Consider the following 20,759-nt stretch of genomic DNA (forward strand, 5'->3'; position numbering starts at 1 on the left):
AGGCAAAAATTAACCCCAAATAAAGCCCAAACTAGCTTTATATAAGCTAAATACTTTCACGTTGTCCTTTAACCATTAGTAATATCAATATTATTATTGGCAATTTGACTGATATTTTTTCTTTGAGAATCTCCTAATAGATCAGCCAAATAATTTCTAAACTCTCATTTTTGTGCCTTTGTTAAAAGACTGGATCTATTTTTTGACACCAGCGATTAAAACAGGTCGGCATTGATCAAGATGTGGTTTCTTTCATTTTGATCTAAACGTAATATAATATAAGAATTATAGCTTAATTTTATTCATCGTTTTGTCTAAGTACAGTTAGTCAAAAATTTACTTTATTAAACTTAATAAAAAATAAAATAACATATATCTTAATTCTTAATCAATCAAAAAAAATTACTAAAAAATGTCGATCGTAACATCTAAACCTGTTATTAATTTTAAAAATACCGCTAATTTTGGTCCTATTTCCTTAATAATTATTCAACCAAATTCTTTTTGTAACTTAGACTGTGATTACTGTTATTTGCCCGATCGACATCTACAAAATAAGTTATCTTTAGACTTAATTGATCCTATTTTTAAAAGTATATTTACAAGTCCTTTTTTGGGATGTGATTTTGGTGTTTGTTGGCACGCAGGAGAACCTTTAACAATGCCAGTTTCTTTCTATAAATCTGCTTTTCAATTAATAGAAGAAGCCAACACAAAATATAATAAAAGTGAGTATTCTTTTTATCATTCTTATCAAACTAATGGTACTTTAATTAATCAAGGATGGTGTGATCTTTGGCAAGAATATCCTGTTCATGTGGGAGTTAGTATTGATGGGCCTGCCTTTTTACACGATGTCCACAGAAAAAATCGCAAAGGCGGAAATTCCCATGATTTAACTATGCGAGGAATCCGTTATTTACAAAAAAATAATATTCCTTATAACACTATTTCTGTTATTACTGAAGAATCATTAAATTATCCTGATGAAATGTTTAATTTTTTTGCAGAGAATGAAATTTATGATCTTGCTTTTAACATGGAAGAAACGGAAGGAGTAAACGAATTAACTTCTTTAAATGGCATAGAAATAGAGCATAAATATTCTCAATTTATTAAACGTTTTTGGCAATTAGTAACAGAAAGTAAATTGCCTTTTATTGTTAGGGAATTTGAAATTTTAATTAGCTTAATTTATAGTGGTAATAGATTAACTAATACTGATATGAACAAGCCTTTTGTCATTGTTAACTTTGATTATCAAGGTAATTTTTCTACTTTTGATCCAGAATTGTTATCCGTAAAAACTGATAAATATGGAGATTTTATCTTCGGTAATGTCTTAAAAGATAGCCTTGAATCTATCTGCGAAACAGAAAAATTTAAAACTATTTATAAAGATATAAATGATGGAGTCAAATTATGTTCAGATAATTGTAGTTATTTTGGTATTTGTGGCGGTGGTGCAGGTAGTAATAAGTATTGGGAAAATGGCACTTTTGCTTCTATGGAAACTCAAGCCTGTCGCTATCGTATCAAAATATTAACTGATGTGTTGGTTAGTACGATCGAAAATTCTCTCGGTTTATAAAAATTATTAAAAACGATTTTAAGGAGTTCTAAATAACTAGAAATTACTTGAAAATAAAATATGTCTATTCTTAAAATTAGACTTATTAATTCTAATCAGAAACTATGCGATCTCGTCCTTGATTTTTGGCTTCATATAATGCTTTATCTGCCTTAGCAATTAAATCTTTTGAGATAGTATCAAGATTAGGAATTAAAGAAGAAATACCAATACTTAAAGTAACATAAGAACTTATTTTAGATTTTTCGTGGGGTATTTCAAAAGAGGAAATAGTACTCTGAATCAAATCAGCTATCATCAATCCATCCTCAATTTTAGTACTTGGTAAAATTACGGCAAATTCCTCTCCTCCATAACGCGCAACTAAATCCGTCGGACGTTTAATCATCGCAATACCTTGAGCAACTCGATAAATACACTCATCTCCCTCTTGATGACCATAATAATCATTATAAAGTTTAAAATAGTCAATATCAATCATAATCAAAGTCAGAGGTTTTTGTTGTTCAAGATGTTTTAACCATTCTTTGTTTAAATATTCATCGAAACATCTACGATTAGCAATTTGAGTTAATCCATCTAAATTAGCCATAGCTTGGAGTTGAATTTCAAATTTTTTACTAACGGTAATATCTCTTACTGTAATCGCAAAACCATCTTCTAATTTAACAATCACAAATTGATACCAACAACTTTCTCCTGAAGGATGGTATAAATCTTTCTCTAAAGATTGTCCTGTTTCTACCACTTTGACAATATCATCAAAAAGATCTTTGTTTATTTGTGCAATTAAATTTTTAAATCCGAGTTTCCCAATAATATCATTTGGATTACAATTAAACAGTTTAACGAAAATAGGATTAACTACTATACAACGAAAATCTTTGATTTCTTTCGTTTTTTGCTGTCTTACGGACTGAAATGCAGCGATCGCATTCTTGGAACTATTGAGAACACTTAGAATTAAAGCCCGAGAATTATGTAATATTTCTTCTATATTTTTTCTTTTTTTTATTTCTTGTTCTAAAAAATGTGTCTGTTTTTTTATCGTTAATTGAGTTTCTAATTTTATCACCACTTCATCTATCGGAAAAGGTCTAGTAATATAATCTACCACACCACATTGAAAGGCTTTGATTTTATCAAAAACATCATCTAAACTAACAAGCAAAATAATAGGAATATTCAGGTTATAACTTTGGATAATTTCGCAAATTTGATAACAATTAATTTTAGGAGTATTAATATTTACTAAAATAACATCCACAGATTTGACTTTAAAGGTTTTTTCTAGGATAGTTTCACAAGTAACACTACTAACGTTATAACCTAATAACAATAATTCACTTAGTAACTGTAAATTGTCTGATAAATCGTCAATTAATAGAATATTACTTTTATATTTGTGTAACTGATTCATAGATACTGGTAAAAATTAGGTTAAATCTATCTTTAACTCTTTTTGACAATTAATTTCAGATCAAAAATAATAATTTTATTAAAGCAGAAATTTAGGAGAGCTTAATTTTTTGAGTAAGGAGTTTTTAAGCCCCTTATTCAGTTATTAAAATTATAAGTGTTACTATTAATTTTTTTGCCGAAATAACTCTTAAAACTAAGAATAAATAGGGATTTCGTAACCAAACAAATTAGGATTTATTTCCTCTAAATTTAACTCACCTAATCCGTATTCTGCCCATTTTTGAGTTACCTTTTCTGCTATTTTGTCATCAGATTCTAACACTTCTCCCCATTCATGATCCGTTTCTGGATAAATCTTTGTTGTAGCATCGATCGCCATTCTACCACCCAAGCCAATTTTCTCACTAGCAAAATCGAGAGTATCAAAAGGAGTCTCAGGTAAAATAAACACATCTCTGACAGGATCAACCTTAGAAGTAATTGCCCATACTACTTGACGAGGATCTCGAATGTTAATATCTTTGTCCACAATAATCACAAATTTAGTATAAGTGAATTGGGGTAATGCACTCCAAAAAGCCATAGCCGCCCGTTTTGCCTGTCCAGGGTATGCTTTATCTATAGAAATTACGGCCGCTTTATAACTCAACGCTTCCATCGGTAAGAAAAAGTCTGTAATTTCTGAAACTTGTTGACGTAAAATAGGTGTATAAATACGGTTCAGTGCGATCGCCATCATAGCTTCTTCTTTCGGTGGACGACCACTAAAGGTAGTAAGATAAATAGGGTCTTTACGGTGTGTCATGCAGTGAAAACGGATAAGAGGAGAATCTTCCACCCCACCATAATAACCCATGTGATCTCCAAAAGGACCATCGGGCAACATTTCTCCGGGGGTAATAGTACCTTCTAACACAAACTCTGAATCGGCGGGTACTTCTAAATCAAGAGTCTTACATTTAGCTAATTTGACACCTTCCCCACCATATAATCCAGCAAATAACCACTCAGACAAGTCCACAGGAATAGGGGTTGCCGCCGCTAAGATGATTAAAGGATCAACTCCAAGGGCGATCGCAATTTCTAATTTTTTGCCCATCAAAGCCGCTTTACGTAAGTGTCTAGCCCCTCCTCTAACAGATAGCCAATGAACTGTCATCGTTTTGTCTGATTGTAATTGCAATCTATAAACCCCCACATTAGGAGTTCCCGTTTCGCAATCTTTAGTAATAACTAACCCTAAAGTAATAATTTTCCCAGCGTCTTTAGGATAAGGACGAATAAGAGGTAAACTGTTTAAATCTAAGTCTTTTTCTTCGATTACTATTTGTTGACAAGGAGGAAAAAAGTCTCTACTAGGTTTAGCTTTTACCACATCAAATAATACTTTACCAAAATCGATCGCTTGAGAGATTTTTTTGGGCGGTTTTGGTTGCTGTAACATTCCCAATTTTTTGCCCAATTCTTCTAATTCTTGGGGATTTTCCATTTTCATTGCCCAACACACCCGTTGTAATGTACCCAATAAATTAACAGCAATAGGATAAGGAGAGTTTTTCACATTTTCAAAAAGTAACCCCGCCCCTCCTGCTTGTAACATTCTATTGGCAATCTCAGCAATTTCTAAATCAGAATCAACTTCGGTTTTAACTCGTTTTAGTTGTCCTTTTTCTTCTAAAAATTCGATAAATTGACGTAAATCTCTAGCCATAATTAATGATATTTTATAAATTTATAATAGCGATCGTTTAATTAATCTTAATACTTCTTAAGAACTTATTAATCTTCTAAACTGAAAAAAGTAATTATCATCAGAGAAAACAGTTGCTTATCGAATTTTTAAGTTAACGGTTAACCCTTTTTTTGTCAAACCCCGAAAACACTTGCAATTTATAAATCCTAAAAGCCTTTAATACTAAGCGATCGCCAAGCTATTTCATGTTATAAAATAAAAAATGCCTTCGGATGGGCAAAAATAATTTGTAATATGTTTAATCCTCTGATTTTGAAGAGTTCTAAAAACTATTAAGAATAGGAAAAAACGGAAAGTGACAAAAGAGAGTTAATGGTAGCGAATAAGTTTTTAAAGGGCTTTGATGAACTATAGAGACTCTTAAAAATCCCCCCGTCCACGAGGGGAGGACTCGCTATCGTTCGATTTCTTTTGTTGGTTTGGATTCATCCCACGCTAAAATAAATTAGGTTTTTTATAGAATTTATAGTGTAGTTCTTCTCTTCACATTAAGATAAACGTATATCAACTTACGGAGGTAAAGAAAAATATGGCAACAAGCAGTGGAAAATGCCCTGTAATGCACGGCGGTTTGACTACAAGCAGTATGTCGAACATGGAATGGTGGCCCAAGTCCCTAAACCTTGATATTTTAAGTCAGCACGATCGAAAGACTAACCCTTTAGATGCCAACTTTAATTATCGAGAAGAGGTGAAAAAACTTGACATAGCATCCCTCAAACAAGATTTACACAAACTGATGAGAGATAGTCAGGATTGGTGGCCTGCCGATTGGGGACATTATGGCGGTTTGATGATCCGTATGACTTGGCACGCCGCAGGAACTTATCGTATTGCCGATGGTCGAGGCGGTGCAGGTACGGGAAATCAGCGTTTTGCACCCCTTAACTCTTGGCCTGATAACGTCAACTTAGACAAAGCACGCCGTTTACTTTGGCCTATCAAAAAGAAATACGGTAACAAACTCAGTTGGGCTGATTTGATTGCCTATGCAGGTACGATCGCCTACGAATCTATGGGCTTAAAAACCTTTGGCTTTGCCTTTGGGCGAGAAGACATTTGGCATCCCGAAAAAGATATTTACTGGGGATCAGAAAAGCAATGGTTAGCACCCAGTGACAATCCCCAAAGTCGTTATTCTGGAGAGCGAGAACTAGAAAATCCTTTGGCGGCTGTGATGATGGGGTTAATCTACATCAACCCGGAAGGGGTGGACGGTAATCCAGATCCTCTCAAAACTGCCCATGATGTTCGTGTTACCTTTGCTCGTATGGCGATGAATGACGAAGAAACCGTTGCCCTTACCGCAGGAGGACACACAGTGGGTAAATGTCATGGGAACGGCGATGCAGGGTTACTTGGTGCTGAACCAGAAGCCTCGGAAGTCGAAGATCAAGGTTTAGGTTGGATTAACAAAAATCACCGTGGCATTGGGCGAGATGCTGTCACCAGTGGTATTGAAGGTGCATGGACAACCTATCCGACTCAATGGGATAACGGCTATTTCCACTTACTACTTAATTATGATTGGGAATTGAAGAAAAGTCCTGCCGGTGCGTGGCAATGGGAACCCATCAACGTCAAAGAAGAAGATAAACCTGTAGATGTGGAAGATGCCTCTATCCGCCGTAACTTGGTAATGACTGATGCTGATATGGCAATGAAGATGGATCCTGAATATCGGAAAATCTCCGAGCGTTTCTATCATGATCCTGAATATTTTGCGGATGTTTTTGGTCGTGCATGGTTCAAGCTTACTCATCGAGATATGGGACCTAAAACCCTTTACATTGGTACAGAAGCCCCCCAAGAAGACCTAATCTGGCAAGATCCCATTCCTGTAGGAAACAGCAATTATGATGTTCAAGCGGTGAAAGAAAAAATTGCGAACAGTGGTTTAACCATTAGCGAAATGGTATGTACTGCTTGGGATAGTGCCAGAACTTTTCGAGGTTCGGACAAGCGCGGTGGTGCTAATGGGGCGCGTATTCGCTTAACTCCGCAAAAGGATTGGGAAGGTAACGAGCCTGTACGTTTAGCTAAAGTGTTGGCTATACTCGAAGGTATTGCTCAAGATAGTGGTGCGAGTATAGCTGATGTGATCGTATTGACTGGTAATGTGGGTATTGAACAAGCGGTAAAGGCAGGAGGATTTGATATTACTGTTCCCTTTTCTCCGGGGCGTGGTGATGCAACGGATGAAATGACAGACGCTGAATCCTTTGCACCCCTCGAACCTATCCACGATGGCTACCGTAATTGGTTGAAGAAAGATTACCCCGTTACTCCTGAAGAATTGATGCTCGATCGCACCCAACTGATGGGGTTAACTGCTCCTGAGATGACGGTGCTAGTTGGCGGTATGCGTGTGTTGGGTACTAACTATGGTGGCACTAAGCACGGTGTATTTACTGATAATGAAGGGGTATTAAGCAATGACTTTTTTGTGAATCTGACGGATATGAATTATCTATGGAAAACTGCAGGGAAGAATTTGTATGAAATTTGCGATCGCAAAACTGGTGAAGTCAAATGGACAGCCACAAGGGTTGATCTGGTTTTCGGTTCAAACTCCATTCTTCGAGCTTATGCGGAAGTTTATGCACAGGATGACAACAAAGGGAAATTTGTACAGGATTTTGTCAATGCTTGGGCAAAGGTGATGAATGCCGATCGCTTTGATCTAGCTTAACTGAGATCTTGGCGTGCAACTACTCTGCACGCTGATAAAATAGCCATTTTAGAAAAGCTAGTTAATCATAACAACTAATACTCGTCTTTCTGTCGATCAATATTTTTTAATTTTTCTAAAAATTTTGATCAAAATAATTGGATTTTATATTATAAATAATTAATGTTAAAAATATATTGTATTTTTACGAGTAATTAAAACTAACTCCTATCGTATCAAATATTACTAACTAATGATAAATTGATCCATTTAAAGCAGTAGAAATTGTCCAAATATCTACTAACGAGAGAAAAAAGGTGAAAATTAAAAGAAAAATATACATCCAAGGTTGCGCTAAAGGACGAATATCCGTTGTATCAATGTTAGTCTTGTTTTGAACTTCTGTTACCATAGAATTAAACCCTGCAACTCTCATGGGTAATAAATAGGCTTTATCCTTCTTTTTTGTGATAAAATAATATACTAACCCTCCTTGTCCAGTAGTACGCATTTTTAAGCTATCAATTTCTTCCCATCTCAAACTCCATCCCTTACGCCATAACCAGTTTACCCATTTAGGATAGCAAACTTTAATTTCTTCTTGATTGATTATCACTCTTTCACTTAATACTATTATAAGCACGATCGAGCCTAGGATTAATAGCAACCAAAGAAGCCATAAAGGAAAAGTCACAGCGGTAAATTTAGCTAAAAAAGGAAGAGGAATAGTTAAAGCAAAATAAAGATTAAGCAAAGTTATTTTGATGAGAGGAGAAATAGGAAAAATCAATTCAGAATTATTAGAATTATTCATAGACTTTTTTTTAATATTGGTTGTTTGTAAAAATTATAAATATTATGAATTAAATTGGATAAACTTGTTAACTAAAAATGCTATTCCTGCCGTAATTATTTCGGCTAAAAGACTACTAATTCTAAATAATGCTATGACGACTAAGACTATTTGTGAGGGAAAAATTGTCGAATCAAAAGTAGCAATTATAGTGACTTCAAAAATACCAATTCCTCCGGGTGAACCGGGTACAATTAAACCTAATAACCAAGCAAAACTAAAAGTACTTAAAACTTGAGGAATTAAACTTAATTCAACGGGCATTAAAGCCATTAAAAGAGATAAAAAAGCGAATCCTCTTAAAAGTAAAAAAATAATTTCTCCAAATAAGGGTAACAAAGGATATTTAGTTAATTTTGCACTTTCATTACTGGCTTTACTTTTAGCTAATTTAGTTAATATTGGATTAATAATTTTCGGATGAATTCCGATTAAAATAGTAATAATTAAACATAAAATTAGTAAAAATATTATTGAAAAATTTATTTTAATTATTCCAAAACTCGCACTAATTAGAGTTATTAATAATGCTGAAACTGCCATTAATAATGGTTCAATTATAACACTAATCGTTGCGATCGATAAACTATCTCCTTCACTTTGAATAGCTTTAACCCTTCCCAAAAAATGCCAAACATTACCGGGTAAATATTTACTGATATTAGTAATTAGATAAATATTAATAGCTTTTAAACCCTGTAATTTTGTGTGAAAAAGATTTAAAATCCAAGTCCAAACCCAAGCAGAAAAAGTATGTCCTATAATATTTAAAAATATACTAATAAAAAAGATCAAAAAGGTAAAAAAAGTAAATTTAATATTAATTACTTCTTGCCAATTTTTGTAAAATGTAGAGATGATAAAAAAAGCAGTTAAACCTAATATAAACCATCGAAAAAACTGTTTAATTAACCTCATTACCGCCTAATTATAAATTTTTGGACAGGGTTGAGAAGAATAACTTGCTGTGGGACAATGGGTTTTTAAACAAGGTTGATTACTAGCTTCTTCTGTTTCTAAATGAGGGGGATATTTACCGAAAATCATTTCACAACTAAAGTCTTCAAAATTAGGAGTCATGGTTAAAGGAATACCAAAAGACTCCGTAAAAAATTTTTGAGTGGGTAATTTACACATATTAATACACATTCCCACGCAACCACTTTCCTCTAAATATCTACATTTTTGAATTTTAACACCACTTTTTTGGGTAAGAATTTGATTATTTTTTGTGATTATTTCTACTTCTTGAATATCTGATTTTCCTACTAACCATTCAAATAAAATAGTGGCAAACCAAGCATTAGATTCACATACCCATTTAGTGGGAGAAAAAAAAGTACGAATTAAATATAAAACTGAGGATGGTACTAAGGATTTTAGCACGATCGAGACTAACTCTTGTTGTTGTTGAGCTGTTCTTCCGTTCATGATTTTCTGAGACAAATCAACAAAACCTTCATAACCTTTAAAAGAAGTATTTGTACCGACTGCTTTCGCCATTTTTCGAGAAAATAAAGCAATAAAAACTCGATCGATTAAGTTATCATGATATTCAGTTTTTTCTATTACATTCATAGACTAATTAATTGTTACCCTTTTTAATTGTTAATTGTTAATTGTTAATTGTTAATTGTACATTGTTCATCGATTAGTCACGACTATTAATAGCAATCAATAATCGAAGGATAAAGACAAAAAGATTGATATAAGTAAGATACATAGAAAGGGCGGCACATAAATACTGCTCATCACGATAAGCGCGAGGTAAGATATAAAAATCTACCACCGATGCACCCGCAAATAAAAATACCCCTAAACCAGAAATACCAATTTCTAACCAAGTAGGAGTAAAAATGCCAAACAGACTAAAAACTAACTGTAAAAGAATAACTACAAAAAGAGCTATTATTCCTAATTGTACAGTCTTCGTTAAAGCTAATCCGTCTTCATCACCCAGATTTGAGCCAATATTTCTAGCTATTACAAAAGTTATACCACAACCTAAAGCAGCGATCGCAACTCCATTAATACCTACTCCATCAGTGCCTAAAGCCACATAAACAATACCACTGAGAGTATAACCAGTTAAAAGACTATAAACAGTTAAAAGAGGTAAGGCAGTACTGTTATTTGCCCTTTCAGCGATGCCTCTAACCACAAAAAAGAGAACTAATTGAGCAATTATGGCACCAATAAAAGTAGGCATAAATAAAGCAGGGTTGGATTGAATCATGCCCAATCCACCATAAGTACCTACTGCTGTTAATACTAAGCCACCGCCAAGATAGGGTAATGCTTTATTAATAACATTAGGACCTACTAAAGATTGATCTTTAGCTTTTTTGATTGCATCCCGAAAATTACTTGTTGTTGTCATAGGATTTTGTTCTAAATTGATTTAGCTATATTTTCTAATTTAACAAAAATGTCGAGAATAAATCTTTCAACAAAAAAATGGAGGAATACTTAACCCCTCCTTAGTAATTATTTTCTTTTAAAGTGGAACTTACTAGAATTATTAACCCACAAACTCTTTACGAGGTTCGGAAACTCCAGCAGGGGTTTCACCTTTGAGATAAGCTAACATTGTATCAGCATCAGATACTTCAAAAGGATCTGTAGGACAGTTGTCAGAAAAACCCGGTTCAACAAAGATTTTTTCAATGGTCATATCATTTACTAACATAGAGTAACGCCAAGATCTAGTACCAAATCCTACATTAGACTTATCAACTAACATTCCCATTTTGCGAGTAAATTCGCCGTTACCATCGGGTAATAAAAACACATTTTTAGCACCGATTTCTTTACCCCATTTGAACATAACGAAAGCATCATTTACAGATACACAGATGATTTCATCAACACCGACAGCTTTAAATTCTTCGTATAATTCTTCATAGCGAGGAAGATGATTAGAAGAACAAGTAGGAGTAAATGCACCGGGTAAAGAGAATACAACTACTTTCTTTCCGGCAAAAATTTCTTCAGTGGTTTTATCTTCCCAACGGTAGGGGTTAGGTTGTATAGATTCATCACGAACACGGGTTTTAAATACAACACTAGGTACTTTTTCGATAACAGCCATATTTACCTCTACAATAACGATTAATAAAACTTTACACTTAGTTTGGTAAGTCTGGAAGTTTTTACTTCCTATCTAAGAATAACTCTTATTTAAGAATTTGTCAATAACAATAATCACTCATTTTTGTTAACGTATAGTTAATAAGGAGTTGTATAAATTTAACCTGAGTTCGATGAAAAAAATCTTTGATGTGGGTGGGTTTTAGGTTTAAGGGTTTAGATTAATTTTCCTAAATCTGTTTAATTATTTAATCAAATAAATCTAAATAAAATCAATTGTTAATGGTTTTTCATCAATTATTTACCGAATAACGAATACTTAACACCGAATACCTTACCCTTACCCATAAATTCTGTGTCGAACTGATGTTAAATTTACAGCTAATTGCAGTGAAATCAATTTCAATTTTGCCATGCCAAAACAAGCCGATAAAATCATCCAAACCTTAAAATCAAAAGGATTAAGAATTACTCCTCAGCGTTTTGCTGTATATTCTAATTTACTCCATCGTAGTGATCACCCCACTGCGGAACAGATTTTAAAAGATCTTAATCAAGATGCACCTACTCTATCTCAGGCAACGATTTATCTTTCCTTGCAAACTCTTAGAGATGTCGGGTTAATTCGTGAAGTGTTATTGGAAGAAGGCGTATGTCGTTATGATGCTAATATTTTTCCTCATCATCATTTTCGCTGTCGGTGTTGTGGTCAAATTGAAGATATTAGCTGGGAATCTTTTTCTAATCTCAGTTTAAATAAGTTACGATCGGGCTTAGAAGTAGATCAATATGAAGTGATTGTGCAGGGTAAATGCGATCGATGTTAAAAGAAAAAAGAGAGTAAGGAGTAAGCCGGGTTCTGTTCCTCAAAATTCATTGAATTAAAGGGGTAGTTATCTATCTAGGATGAATATTACTAATCACCTCAAGCGGTACACCGAAGACGGAATCGGGAAAAGATCAACCATAATTCCTCCGACCTTGCTCCCCACCGGGGTTTACCGAGCCAGTACCTCTCGATACTGCTGGTGCGCTCTTACCGACACCTTTGCACCCTTACCTTAAAATAATTAAGGCGGTATTTTTCTGTGGCACTATCCTCACGCTCACGCGCACTGGGCGTTACCCAGCAAGTTTGATCTTTCGGGAGTCCGGACTTTCCTCAAACTAAACTCACAGGACAAATTTAGTTTGCAACTACCACTCTTACTCTCTTTCTTCTCAAATATATCATCTAATTTAGTAATTTAGATCGGTTATTAACAATTCAATTAATTAATTTCACTTTTCGATTTGAAAACTCAAATATCTCTAAATTTTTCTCAAATATCAATTTATCTAATTTTCATAACTTTTGATTTTGTGATAAATTAATTTAATTTTCGATCGATACTTTTTTTAATAATTCTTGGGATTTTAAATTTTTATAGCAAAAATGACTCAATTTGTTTTTTTTATTGTATATTGAGGGAAAGTTAGAATTTAAAATAACTTAAATTCATATTAATCTTTAGTCATTTTAGGGAAGGAACAGAGATTATGTCAAAGTTTTATTTTCAACCAGTAAACGATCGCTCATCGGTTTCGTCAACTTCTCATTCTCCTTATCCTCCTCATGACTCACCGACTTTAAATTTTCCAACTCCACCATCTCAAAACATTCAAAACATAAACTCTCGTGATTTAATGCGCCTGTATCTCCGTGATATTGGGCGCATTCGTTTATTGAGTAAAGAAGAAGAAATAACTTTAGCTAGGCAAATACAAACAGCACAATCTCTCCATCAAATCAAAGAACAAAATGACTCCGTACCCGAACTTAGGGAATATATCCGTGTAATGTCTTCTTATGATTCTTTGGCAGGGCATCACTCCCAACCTCCCACTGTGGAAATCATGGCGAATAAATTAAGTATTTCTGTTCCAGTATTGCAAAAAATTATTTTGGAAGGTAAACAAAAATGGGCTAGTTTGGCTAATTTGACGATAGAAGAACTAGATAAAACTCTTGCTGATGGCATTAAGGCTAAACAAATGATGATTAAGGCTAATTTGCGTTTAGTGGTTTCGATCGCTAAAAAGTATCAAAATCGTGGTTTAGAGCTATTAGATTTAATTCAAGAGGGTACTTTGGGCTTAGAAAAAGCAGTAGAGAAATTTGACTATACCAAAGGTTATCACTTTAGCACTTATTCCTATTGGTGGATTCGTCAGGGTATGACAAGAGCGATCGCCACTCAAGGTCGTACAATTAGAATACCTATTCATATTACAGAAAGATTAAATTTACTCAAAAAAGTTCAAAGGCAGTTATCTCAAACTTTGGGACGTATGGCAACAGTAGATGAGATTGCTCAAAAAATGAACATGACAGCACCTCAATTGCGACAATTTTTAAATCAAATTCCTCGATCGATTTCTTTAGAAATGAAAGTAGGAGAAGATTATAATACTGAATTAGTGGAATTAATTGAAGCAGAATCGGATACGCCGGAAGAAAACTTGATGCGAGTATCGATGCAACAAGATTTACAGCTAATGATGTCTAGTTTAAATGAAAGAGAACAAAAAATTCTACGATTGCGTTTTGGTTTTGAAAATGGCAAAATTTACTCTTTAAGTGATACTGCATCTATGATGAATTTATCAAGAGAAAGAGTGAGACAAATTCAGGCTAAAGCTATTCAAAAATTAAGACAACCAAATCAAGAAAAACAGTTGCGGGATTATTTAGAAATAATTAATAGTTAAATTTCTTCTAGTTTTAGAGTGGTAAGATGTTGATGATTTTTAAACACTAAATTCCGCACTCTTACTGACTATGATTGTTTATCAGAATCCTTCTCCTACAGTAGATATTATCATTGAACTTGTCGATCAACCTCATCGTCCAATTATTTTGATTGAGCGTAAACATGAGCCTTTTGGTTGGGCAATACCCGGAGGATTTATGGATTATGGGGAATCAGTGGAAAATGCAGCTATGAGAGAAGCGTTAGAAGAAGTTAGTCTTAATGTTAAGTTGATTGAGCAGTTTCAAGTATATTCTGATCCAGCTAGAGACTCCAGAAAACATACCATGAGTATAGTATTCATTGCCAGTGCGATCGGACAACCAAAACCGGCTGATGATGCTCTTAATTTAGGAATTTTTAATATATGGGAAATTCCTAACAATCTATGTTTTGATCACGATTTGATTTTACAAGATTATCTACACTATCGTAATTATCATATTCGTCCTCCCATTCGATATTGTTAATCGGTGAATTAGAGAACACCAAACGAAAAATGCTTATTTGTTTCTTTTTGCTTATTACCTACCCTCAATATTATTTTACTTGGATGCGTCTGAGCTTATTAACTTAATCTTAAATATGGGGTTGGTTTTCAAAATTTTATAGTCAATTTCGCAGAAATATAGTCTAATAACAATATGCAGAATCAAAAAAATGTTATTGTCTCATATAAATTCTGCTATAAAGTCAGTAGATTAAATAATAAATCTGACTAATACAGAACTCTCTTATAAATTACATTCGGAGATAAATTTCTATGGAATCTCAAGCCTACGAACAAGAAACTCAAACTCAAAATAACACCCCTTTTAATGATGATGTTGCTGGTGTTATTACTACTGCCACGACTCCTGCTTCTGGAGATAGTGATTGGCAAGAATGGATAAATGTAATCATTGATTATTTAGCAAAACTGCCAGACGAGTTAGGCAATTTCTTTTCTGATTATAAACAACCCTTAACTACTTTTGGCTTAATTATTACCGCCAGTATTACTGTTTATGTCACTTTATCAGTGTTAGATGCGATCGATAATATCCCCTTATTATCTTCTATTTTGGAATTAGTAGGATTAGGATATACCGCTTGGTTTGTAACTCGTTATTTACTCAAGGCTTCTACTCGTCAAGAGTTATTTGGTGAATTTGATAGCTTGAAAAAACAAATATTAGGCGGGAAAACTCAAGGTTAATTCTTGTAGTGAATATTACCCTCACTTAAAAGGTGGGGGATTTCGTATCATTTGTCATTTGTTAATCAGGACTTATGAATAATGAATAGTAGATAGTGGAGAAGATAATATTCTTAAAAACAAACAATAAAAAATAAAAATATGTACTTATGACTTTATCTTACTCCTTCTCTTTCACCTACAAAAATTACCATAACATTTTACCTGAGAGAGCTATAAAATTTATGGGTGAAAGTAGCGATTAGCTTTTAGTTCTTAGCAGTTAGCTTTTAGTCTTTTTTCCATTAAAGAAGAAGTAATCAATTACTAATGTTTACAAGAAATTTAATTTAATAATAGCTGATAGCTATCCCCTTTCAACTATATTTTTTCATCGAAATGAGGTAATTTTAACACCTTCTAAGAATACTTTTTTAGCAAACTCTACTTATGTTCTATTTTCGTATTCAACCCGATGGCAATATTTCTCCTTCTCAACAATTAAGTGATCAAATTCAATTTGCGATCGCATCTCGTCAATATCCTCCAGGTCATCGTTTACCTAGTACAAGACAACTAGCTATTCTAACAGGGTTACATAGAAATACAATTAGTAAAGTTTATAAACAACTGGAAGAAAAAGGGTTAGTAGAATCGATCGCTGGATCCGGTATGTACGTTAAAATACAAGGAAATGATTATACAAGCAAATCACCCTCCTGTTTATTACAATCTTATCCTGATGCCGAAAAAGTTATCAAAACTGGGATAGATAATCTTCTACAACAAGGGTGTAATTTGGAGCAGATTAAACAATTATTTTTAGAGGAAGTAAATTGGAGACTTCGGTGTCGTGCATTACTTCTAGTTACCGTACCGGTGACAGACTTAAGCACAGGAAAATTAATGGTATTAGAATTGGAAAAAGCCTTAATGATACCAATACAATTAGTACCGATGGAAGAACTAAATTTGGTCTTAAATGAGATTAATTCCGTTACAGTGGTGACAAGTCGTTATTTTATTCATCAAGTTTTAGAAATAGTTAATCCTGAATCTACGAGGGTTATTCCTATTGATATTTATGATTATAAACAGGAATTACAAATTATTAAAAAACTACCTCAAAACTCTTATTTAGGAATTGTGAGTTTAAGTGGAGGTATTTTGAGAGTTGCAGAGATTTTAGTTCATAGTTTGAGAGGGAATGATATTACTATTCTCACCGCTCAAGGAAACAATAAACAAAAATTAATAAACTTAGTTTGTACTGCTCATACTATTATTTGTGATCCTCATAGTTATTTAATAGTGAAACAAACGGTTAAACAGGTACAAGAAGACTTAATTCGTCTTCCGCAGATTATCTGTAGCAATAGTTATATTGGGGAAAAATCGATCGATCTTTTAAAAAGGGAGTTAGGAATTAGTAATCACTAATCGTAGATGATTTTTATTAATTTATGTGTGTCAGTTCCGAATAATCTAACGATCGCTGTATAATGATTATCAAGATCGCTACTCTGTAATCACTATGAAAAAACTATTACTTATTTCCGTCTTTATAATCGGTTTAGGGTTTGCTTTATTTAACTTCAAAGGATTAGCAACCAAAGGCGAATTTAACTCTATTATCATTAATTTTCGTCAAGATATTCCTGCCAATACATTAGAACAGAATTTATCTACGATCGCTTCAAAAATCCAAGAAATACCCATTTTAAATAGTATATTTTCCGAACCAGAAAGAATTTATATCATTGAGGGAGATAAAAAGACTATTAAAAAATTACGTCAATCAGATCTCAAAGAAGAAATAGAGTATATAGAACCGAATTATATTTATCATAGTTTAGAACAACCCAACGATCCTCAATATACCCAACAGTGGAATTTACGCAGTATCAATGTTGAACAAGCATGGGATGAAACTAAAGGTGAAGGCATAACTGTTGCTGTCATTGACACAGGAGTAACCAAAGTACCTGATTTAGATCAAACTGAGTTTGTGGAAGGTTATGATTTTGTCAATAATAAAACCGATGCCCAAGATGATGTAGGACATGGTACTCATGTAGCTGGTACGATCGCCCAATCCACCAATAATAATTATGGAGTAGCAGGAATCGCTTATCAAGCAAAAATAATGCCCTTAAAAGTATTAGGAGTAAACGGGGGTACGGTAGCCGATATAGCTGAAGCTATCAAATTTGCAACAGATCATAATGCAGATGTAATTAATATGAGTTTAGGAGGAGGAGGAGATAGCCAACTGATGCGAGATGCAATTCAATATGCCCATGATAAAGGAGTCGTAATCATCGCCGCCGCAGGTAATGAAAATCGCAATTCAGCCTCATTTCCCGCCCGTTATCCTCAAATAATCAGCGTTGCTGCCACTGATTCCGTAGGTAATAAAGCACCTTACTCTAATTTTGGTGCAGGAGTTGATATATCTGCTCCCGGAGGCAGTGAAACAGGTAAAATTATTCAAGAAACGATCGTTGATAATAAACCCAGTTTTATTGGTTTTCAGGGTACAAGTATGGCTTCACCTCACGTTGCAGGAGTTGCCGCCTTAATTAAAGCCACAGGAGTTGAAAATCCCGATGAAGTGCGAGAAATATTAATTCAATCTGCTCGTAAAATTGAAAAAGATCCCTTAAACCATTATGGTGCAGGACAACTCGATGCGGGTCAAGCGGTAAAATTAGCTTTGAAAGGAAAAATCACTCCCAAAGACTTTTTACGATGGTTAAAAAATAGTGGTTACTTAAATCCCGGATTCTGGTTAGACGGTGGCACAATTACTTTACTACCAAAATTAGGAATGGTTTTAGGTTCATATCTATTAGCATGGTTTTTGCGCAATTACCTCACCTTTAATCTCAGTTTAGCCACAGGCTTAGTTACGGGCAGTAGTGGACTATTCTTTTTACAAGGATTGTATATTTTTGACTTACCTCAATGGCCTCTTCGTCTAATGGGTAGTTCAGTACCAGAATTGGGTAACGTAGTAATGGGTACAACTAGCTTAAATCCTTTTTTTGCTAGTGCTTTAATTCCTCTTATTTTAATTCTCTTATTTCTAAGTCATCCTATACTGAAATGGATTTCGATCGGTTGCACTTTGGGAGTTGCTTCTTGTTTAACAATTACCGCTTTTACTAATCCTTTTGTGTGGGGTTTTGGTTATGGTTTAGCCTCTCAAATTTTCTTATTGGTTAATGCTGTAATTTGCTTTTATTTGGCTAGTTTAGCTAGTAAAACTCTTAATTCTACGTCCATAGTTTAGTTTTTAAACTTTTCATTTCATCAGTTGGGTTAAGGATAAAATAACCCAACACAATACAAAACAATTAACAATGTCTTTTACATTATTTATGCTTTATTAATGTTTAAGTCATCTCTACACGATCACCTGAGTTCGAGAAAAAATCCTTGATGTAAGTAGGTTTTAGGCTTTAGGTTTTAGATTCTAAAAATACCAAATCTGATTGAATTATTTAATTAAATTAATCTAAGTAAAATCAATTGTTAACAGTTTTTCATCAATTATTTTATCTAATACCCAACAACTAATATCTTCATATTACTAATACATTTTGCATTGAGATAAGGTACGATCGAAACCTAAGATGCTTCCTTTTATGTTTATTGTGGGTACTATTTAGATTCTTAAGAAGATAACAGTATAAGTCGAATAGTTTAAGAATGGGTTAAAGAAAATAGGAATAATGCCCTTAAAGTCTGTTAAGATTGACCTTGTGCGAGATAAAAATATTTAACTGAGCTGGTAGAGAAAAATCCCGGACAAAATATGAAGGACAACCAATACAATGTAATCGATGAACATTCCCTCATTTCCAGAGGAGATAAACCTGAAGAAGCCTGTGGCGTTTTTGGCGTTTATGCCCCAGAAGAATCAGTCGCTAAATTAGCTTACTTTGGACTGTACGCACTACAACATAGAGGACAAGAATCTGCAGGAATTGCCACTTTTGACGGGGAAGCCTGTTATTGTTACAAAAACATGGGTTTAGTATCTCAAGTTTTCAATGAGTCCATTTTAACTAATCTACCGGGTAAAATTGCCATAGGTCATACTCGCTATTCTACTACTGGCTCTAGTTTACAGGTTAATGCACAACCGGCAGTTATTAATACAAAAAGAGGTAAATTAGCTCTTGCACATAATGGTAATTTAGTTAATACTGTAGAGTTAAGAGAAGAGTTGAATAAGCGTAACTGTGAGTTTATTACTACTACAGACTCAGAAATGATCGGCTTGATGATGGGAAAAGAAGTGGACAGTGGGAAAGATTGGGTAGAAGCGGCCATTAGTGCCTTTAAATGGTGTCAAGGAGCTTATAGTTTAGTTATTGGTACATCGGTGGGTATAATTGGGGCAAGAGATCCTTATGGTATTCGTCCTCTAGTTATCGGTAAAATGGAGGAGGACGGAAATCCTATTCGCTATGTTTTAGCATCCGAAACTTGTGCATTGGATATTATTGGTGCTGAATATATCCGAGATGTTGAACCGGGCGAGTTGGTTTGGATTACGGAAGAAGGATTATCTTCTATTCAGTGGGCTGAAAAAACACAACATAAGTTATGCGTATTTGAAATGATTTATTTTGCCCGTCCTGATAGTATTATGGGCAATGATAGTCTTTATGCTTATCGTTTAAGATTGGGGGAACAATTAGCTAAAGAATCTCTGATTGATGCTGATATGGTGATGGGTGTACCAGATTCAGGTATTCCTGCTGCGATCGGATATTCTCGTTATACGGGTATTACTTATCAAGAAGGATTAATTAAAAATCGTTATGTAGGACGTACATTCATTCAGCCGACTCAACACATGAGAGAACATGGTATTAAAATGAAACTCAATCCTCTCAAGGATGTTTTAGCTGGAAAACGTATTATTATTATCGATGATTCGATCGTGCGGGGTACTACGAGCCGTAAAATAGTTCGGGCGTTGAGAGATGCCGGAGCAAAAGAAGTACATATGAAAATTTCTTCCCCTCCTGTTACTCATCCTTGTTTTTATGGTATTGACACCGACAGTCAAGATCATTTAATTGCTGCGACAAAAAAAGTTGAGGAAATAGGAAGACAAATTGAAGTAGATACGTTAACTTATTTATCTCAAGAGGGAATGTTGAAAGTGACTAACCAAAATCCTGACAGTTTTTGTACTGCTTGTTTTAATGGTCATTATCCTATTGATATTCCTGAAGATGTAAAACGATCGAAATTAATTCTCGAAACAGTATCTTAAATAATAAGAAATAGACCATAAAAAAGATGATCCGATCGTTATGATGATCGAGGGAAAATTTCCACAAACCATTTTTTGAGATTCTATTTGCTTAAATATAAAAACTTTTTCAGC

16 protein-coding genes and 1 other RNA gene are annotated in these 20,759 nt (G+C 34.0%); 9 read left to right on the top strand and 8 right to left on the bottom strand.

What is annotated here, in order from left to right; translation table 11 throughout:
* Nucleotides 1-412 precede the first annotated feature (412 nt).
* Entirely contained in the window at nt 413-1,591 is a 1,179-nt protein-coding gene (gene grrM, locus GM3709_RS17245; RefSeq protein WP_060833037.1) for a cyclophane-forming radical SAM/SPASM peptide maturase GrrM/OscB, read from the top strand.
* A gap of 91 nt (nt 1,592-1,682) precedes the next feature.
* Here the strand turns inward: grrM and GM3709_RS17250 are convergent, their stop codons facing one another.
* Both GM3709_RS17250 and GM3709_RS17255 read right to left on the bottom strand, forming a co-directional pair.
* Nucleotides 1,683-3,011 carry a diguanylate cyclase domain-containing protein gene (locus GM3709_RS17250; protein WP_060833038.1) on the bottom strand — a complete coding sequence of 443 codons (1,329 nt, stop codon included), beginning with the start codon at nt 3,009-3,011 and terminating at the stop codon, nt 1,683-1,685.
* Between the two features lie 195 nt (nt 3,012-3,206).
* Nucleotides 3,207-4,724 (bottom strand): UbiD family decarboxylase, encoded by a 1,518-nt coding sequence (locus tag GM3709_RS17255; RefSeq protein ID WP_060833039.1) that lies wholly within the window; start codon nt 4,722-4,724, stop codon nt 3,207-3,209.
* 571 nt (nt 4,725-5,295) lie between these two features.
* Here GM3709_RS17255 and katG point away from each other — a divergent pair.
* Nucleotides 5,296-7,458 carry a catalase/peroxidase HPI gene (katG, locus tag GM3709_RS17260; protein WP_060833040.1) on the top strand — a complete coding sequence of 721 codons (2,163 nt, stop codon included), beginning with the start codon at nt 5,296-5,298 and terminating at the stop codon, nt 7,456-7,458.
* A gap of 229 nt (nt 7,459-7,687) precedes the next feature.
* Here the strand turns inward: katG and GM3709_RS17265 are convergent, their stop codons facing one another.
* The 5 genes from GM3709_RS17265 to GM3709_RS17285 all read right to left on the bottom strand — a co-directional run bounded on the left by GM3709_RS17265 (nt 7,688) and on the right by GM3709_RS17285 (nt 11,381).
* The gene (locus GM3709_RS17265; protein WP_060832900.1) at nt 7,688-8,251 is read right to left on the bottom strand and encodes a hypothetical protein; all 564 of its coding nucleotides are present in this window, start codon (nt 8,249-8,251) and stop codon (nt 7,688-7,690) included.
* 42 nt (nt 8,252-8,293) lie between these two features.
* Nucleotides 8,294-9,208, bottom strand: a complete 915-nt coding sequence (locus GM3709_RS17270) for a lysylphosphatidylglycerol synthase domain-containing protein (RefSeq protein WP_060832901.1) — start codon at nt 9,206-9,208, stop codon at nt 8,294-8,296.
* Between the two features lie 6 nt (nt 9,209-9,214).
* Nucleotides 9,215-9,868 carry a DUF4033 domain-containing protein gene (locus GM3709_RS17275; protein ID WP_060832902.1) on the bottom strand — a complete coding sequence of 218 codons (654 nt, stop codon included), beginning with the start codon at nt 9,866-9,868 and terminating at the stop codon, nt 9,215-9,217.
* 73 nt (nt 9,869-9,941) lie between these two features.
* Nucleotides 9,942-10,670, bottom strand: a complete 729-nt coding sequence (locus GM3709_RS17280) for a Bax inhibitor-1 family protein (RefSeq protein WP_060832903.1) — start codon at nt 10,668-10,670, stop codon at nt 9,942-9,944.
* A gap of 141 nt (nt 10,671-10,811) precedes the next feature.
* Nucleotides 10,812-11,381: a peroxiredoxin gene (locus GM3709_RS17285; RefSeq protein ID WP_060832904.1), complete on the bottom strand. Its 570-nt coding sequence runs from the start codon at nt 11,379-11,381 to the stop codon at nt 10,812-10,814.
* Nucleotides 11,382-11,793: 412 nt separating this feature from the next.
* Here GM3709_RS17285 and GM3709_RS17290 point away from each other — a divergent pair, with 412 nt between their 5' ends.
* Nucleotides 11,794-12,207, top strand: coding sequence for a Fur family transcriptional regulator (locus GM3709_RS17290; RefSeq protein ID WP_060832905.1), 414 nt, complete (start codon nt 11,794-11,796; stop codon nt 12,205-12,207).
* Nucleotides 12,208-12,212: 5 nt separating this feature from the next.
* On the opposite strand, the gene rnpB is transcribed toward GM3709_RS17290, so the two are convergent.
* An RNA gene (gene rnpB / locus GM3709_RS17295) (RNase P RNA component class A) lies at nt 12,213-12,594 on the bottom strand.
* Nucleotides 12,595-12,919: 325 nt separating this feature from the next.
* On the opposite strand from rnpB, the gene GM3709_RS17300 reads away from it, so the two are divergent.
* From GM3709_RS17300 to purF, 6 genes are all read left to right on the top strand, one after another.
* On the top strand, nt 12,920-14,131 hold the full coding sequence (locus tag GM3709_RS17300) for an RNA polymerase sigma factor, RpoD/SigA family (protein WP_173645730.1): 1,212 nt from the start codon (nt 12,920-12,922) through the stop codon (nt 14,129-14,131).
* Between the two features lie 70 nt (nt 14,132-14,201).
* Nucleotides 14,202-14,642 carry an NUDIX hydrolase gene (locus tag GM3709_RS17305; protein WP_173645731.1) on the top strand — a complete coding sequence of 147 codons (441 nt, stop codon included), beginning with the start codon at nt 14,202-14,204 and terminating at the stop codon, nt 14,640-14,642.
* Nucleotides 14,643-14,935: 293 nt separating this feature from the next.
* A complete protein-coding gene (locus GM3709_RS17310) occupies nt 14,936-15,370 on the top strand; it encodes a CAAD domain-containing protein (protein WP_060832907.1) in 435 nt (144 codons plus the stop codon).
* 429 nt (nt 15,371-15,799) lie between these two features.
* Nucleotides 15,800-16,789 (top strand): GntR family transcriptional regulator, encoded by a 990-nt coding sequence (locus GM3709_RS17315; RefSeq protein WP_060832908.1) that lies wholly within the window; start codon nt 15,800-15,802, stop codon nt 16,787-16,789.
* A 94-nt stretch (nt 16,790-16,883) separates the two neighbouring features.
* Nucleotides 16,884-18,644, top strand: coding sequence for a S8 family peptidase (locus GM3709_RS17320; protein ID WP_060833042.1), 1,761 nt, complete (start codon nt 16,884-16,886; stop codon nt 18,642-18,644).
* A gap of 525 nt (nt 18,645-19,169) precedes the next feature.
* Nucleotides 19,170-20,645: an amidophosphoribosyltransferase gene (purF, locus tag GM3709_RS17325; RefSeq protein WP_060833043.1), complete on the top strand. Its 1,476-nt coding sequence runs from the start codon at nt 19,170-19,172 to the stop codon at nt 20,643-20,645.
* Nucleotides 20,646-20,759 lie beyond the last annotated feature (114 nt).

Origin of the sequence: Geminocystis sp. NIES-3709, assembly GCF_001548115.1 — a bacterium.
GTDB lineage: Bacteria > Cyanobacteriota > Cyanobacteriia > Cyanobacteriales > Cyanobacteriaceae > Geminocystis.

Coding starts and splice junctions, on each gene's coding strand:
- grrM (WP_060833037.1), top strand. CDS start 413: ATGTCGATCGTAACATCTAAACCTGTTATTAATTTTAAAAATACCGCT.
- GM3709_RS17250 (WP_060833038.1), bottom strand. CDS start 3,011: ATGAATCAGTTACACAAATATAAAAGTAATATTCTATTAATTGACGAT.
- GM3709_RS17255 (WP_060833039.1), bottom strand. CDS start 4,724: ATGGCTAGAGATTTACGTCAATTTATCGAATTTTTAGAAGAAAAAGGA.
- katG (WP_060833040.1), top strand. CDS start 5,296: ATGGCAACAAGCAGTGGAAAATGCCCTGTAATGCACGGCGGTTTGACT.
- GM3709_RS17265 (WP_060832900.1), bottom strand. CDS start 8,251: ATGAATAATTCTAATAATTCTGAATTGATTTTTCCTATTTCTCCTCTC.
- GM3709_RS17270 (WP_060832901.1), bottom strand. CDS start 9,208: ATGAGGTTAATTAAACAGTTTTTTCGATGGTTTATATTAGGTTTAACT.
- GM3709_RS17275 (WP_060832902.1), bottom strand. CDS start 9,868: ATGAATGTAATAGAAAAAACTGAATATCATGATAACTTAATCGATCGA.
- GM3709_RS17280 (WP_060832903.1), bottom strand. CDS start 10,670: ATGACAACAACAAGTAATTTTCGGGATGCAATCAAAAAAGCTAAAGAT.
- GM3709_RS17285 (WP_060832904.1), bottom strand. CDS start 11,381: ATGGCTGTTATCGAAAAAGTACCTAGTGTTGTATTTAAAACCCGTGTT.
- GM3709_RS17290 (WP_060832905.1), top strand. CDS start 11,794: ATGCCAAAACAAGCCGATAAAATCATCCAAACCTTAAAATCAAAAGGA.
- GM3709_RS17300 (WP_173645730.1), top strand. CDS start 12,920: ATGTCAAAGTTTTATTTTCAACCAGTAAACGATCGCTCATCGGTTTCG.
- GM3709_RS17305 (WP_173645731.1), top strand. CDS start 14,202: ATGATTGTTTATCAGAATCCTTCTCCTACAGTAGATATTATCATTGAA.
- GM3709_RS17310 (WP_060832907.1), top strand. CDS start 14,936: ATGGAATCTCAAGCCTACGAACAAGAAACTCAAACTCAAAATAACACC.
- GM3709_RS17315 (WP_060832908.1), top strand. CDS start 15,800: ATGTTCTATTTTCGTATTCAACCCGATGGCAATATTTCTCCTTCTCAA.
- GM3709_RS17320 (WP_060833042.1), top strand. CDS start 16,884: ATGAAAAAACTATTACTTATTTCCGTCTTTATAATCGGTTTAGGGTTT.
- purF (WP_060833043.1), top strand. CDS start 19,170: ATGAAGGACAACCAATACAATGTAATCGATGAACATTCCCTCATTTCC.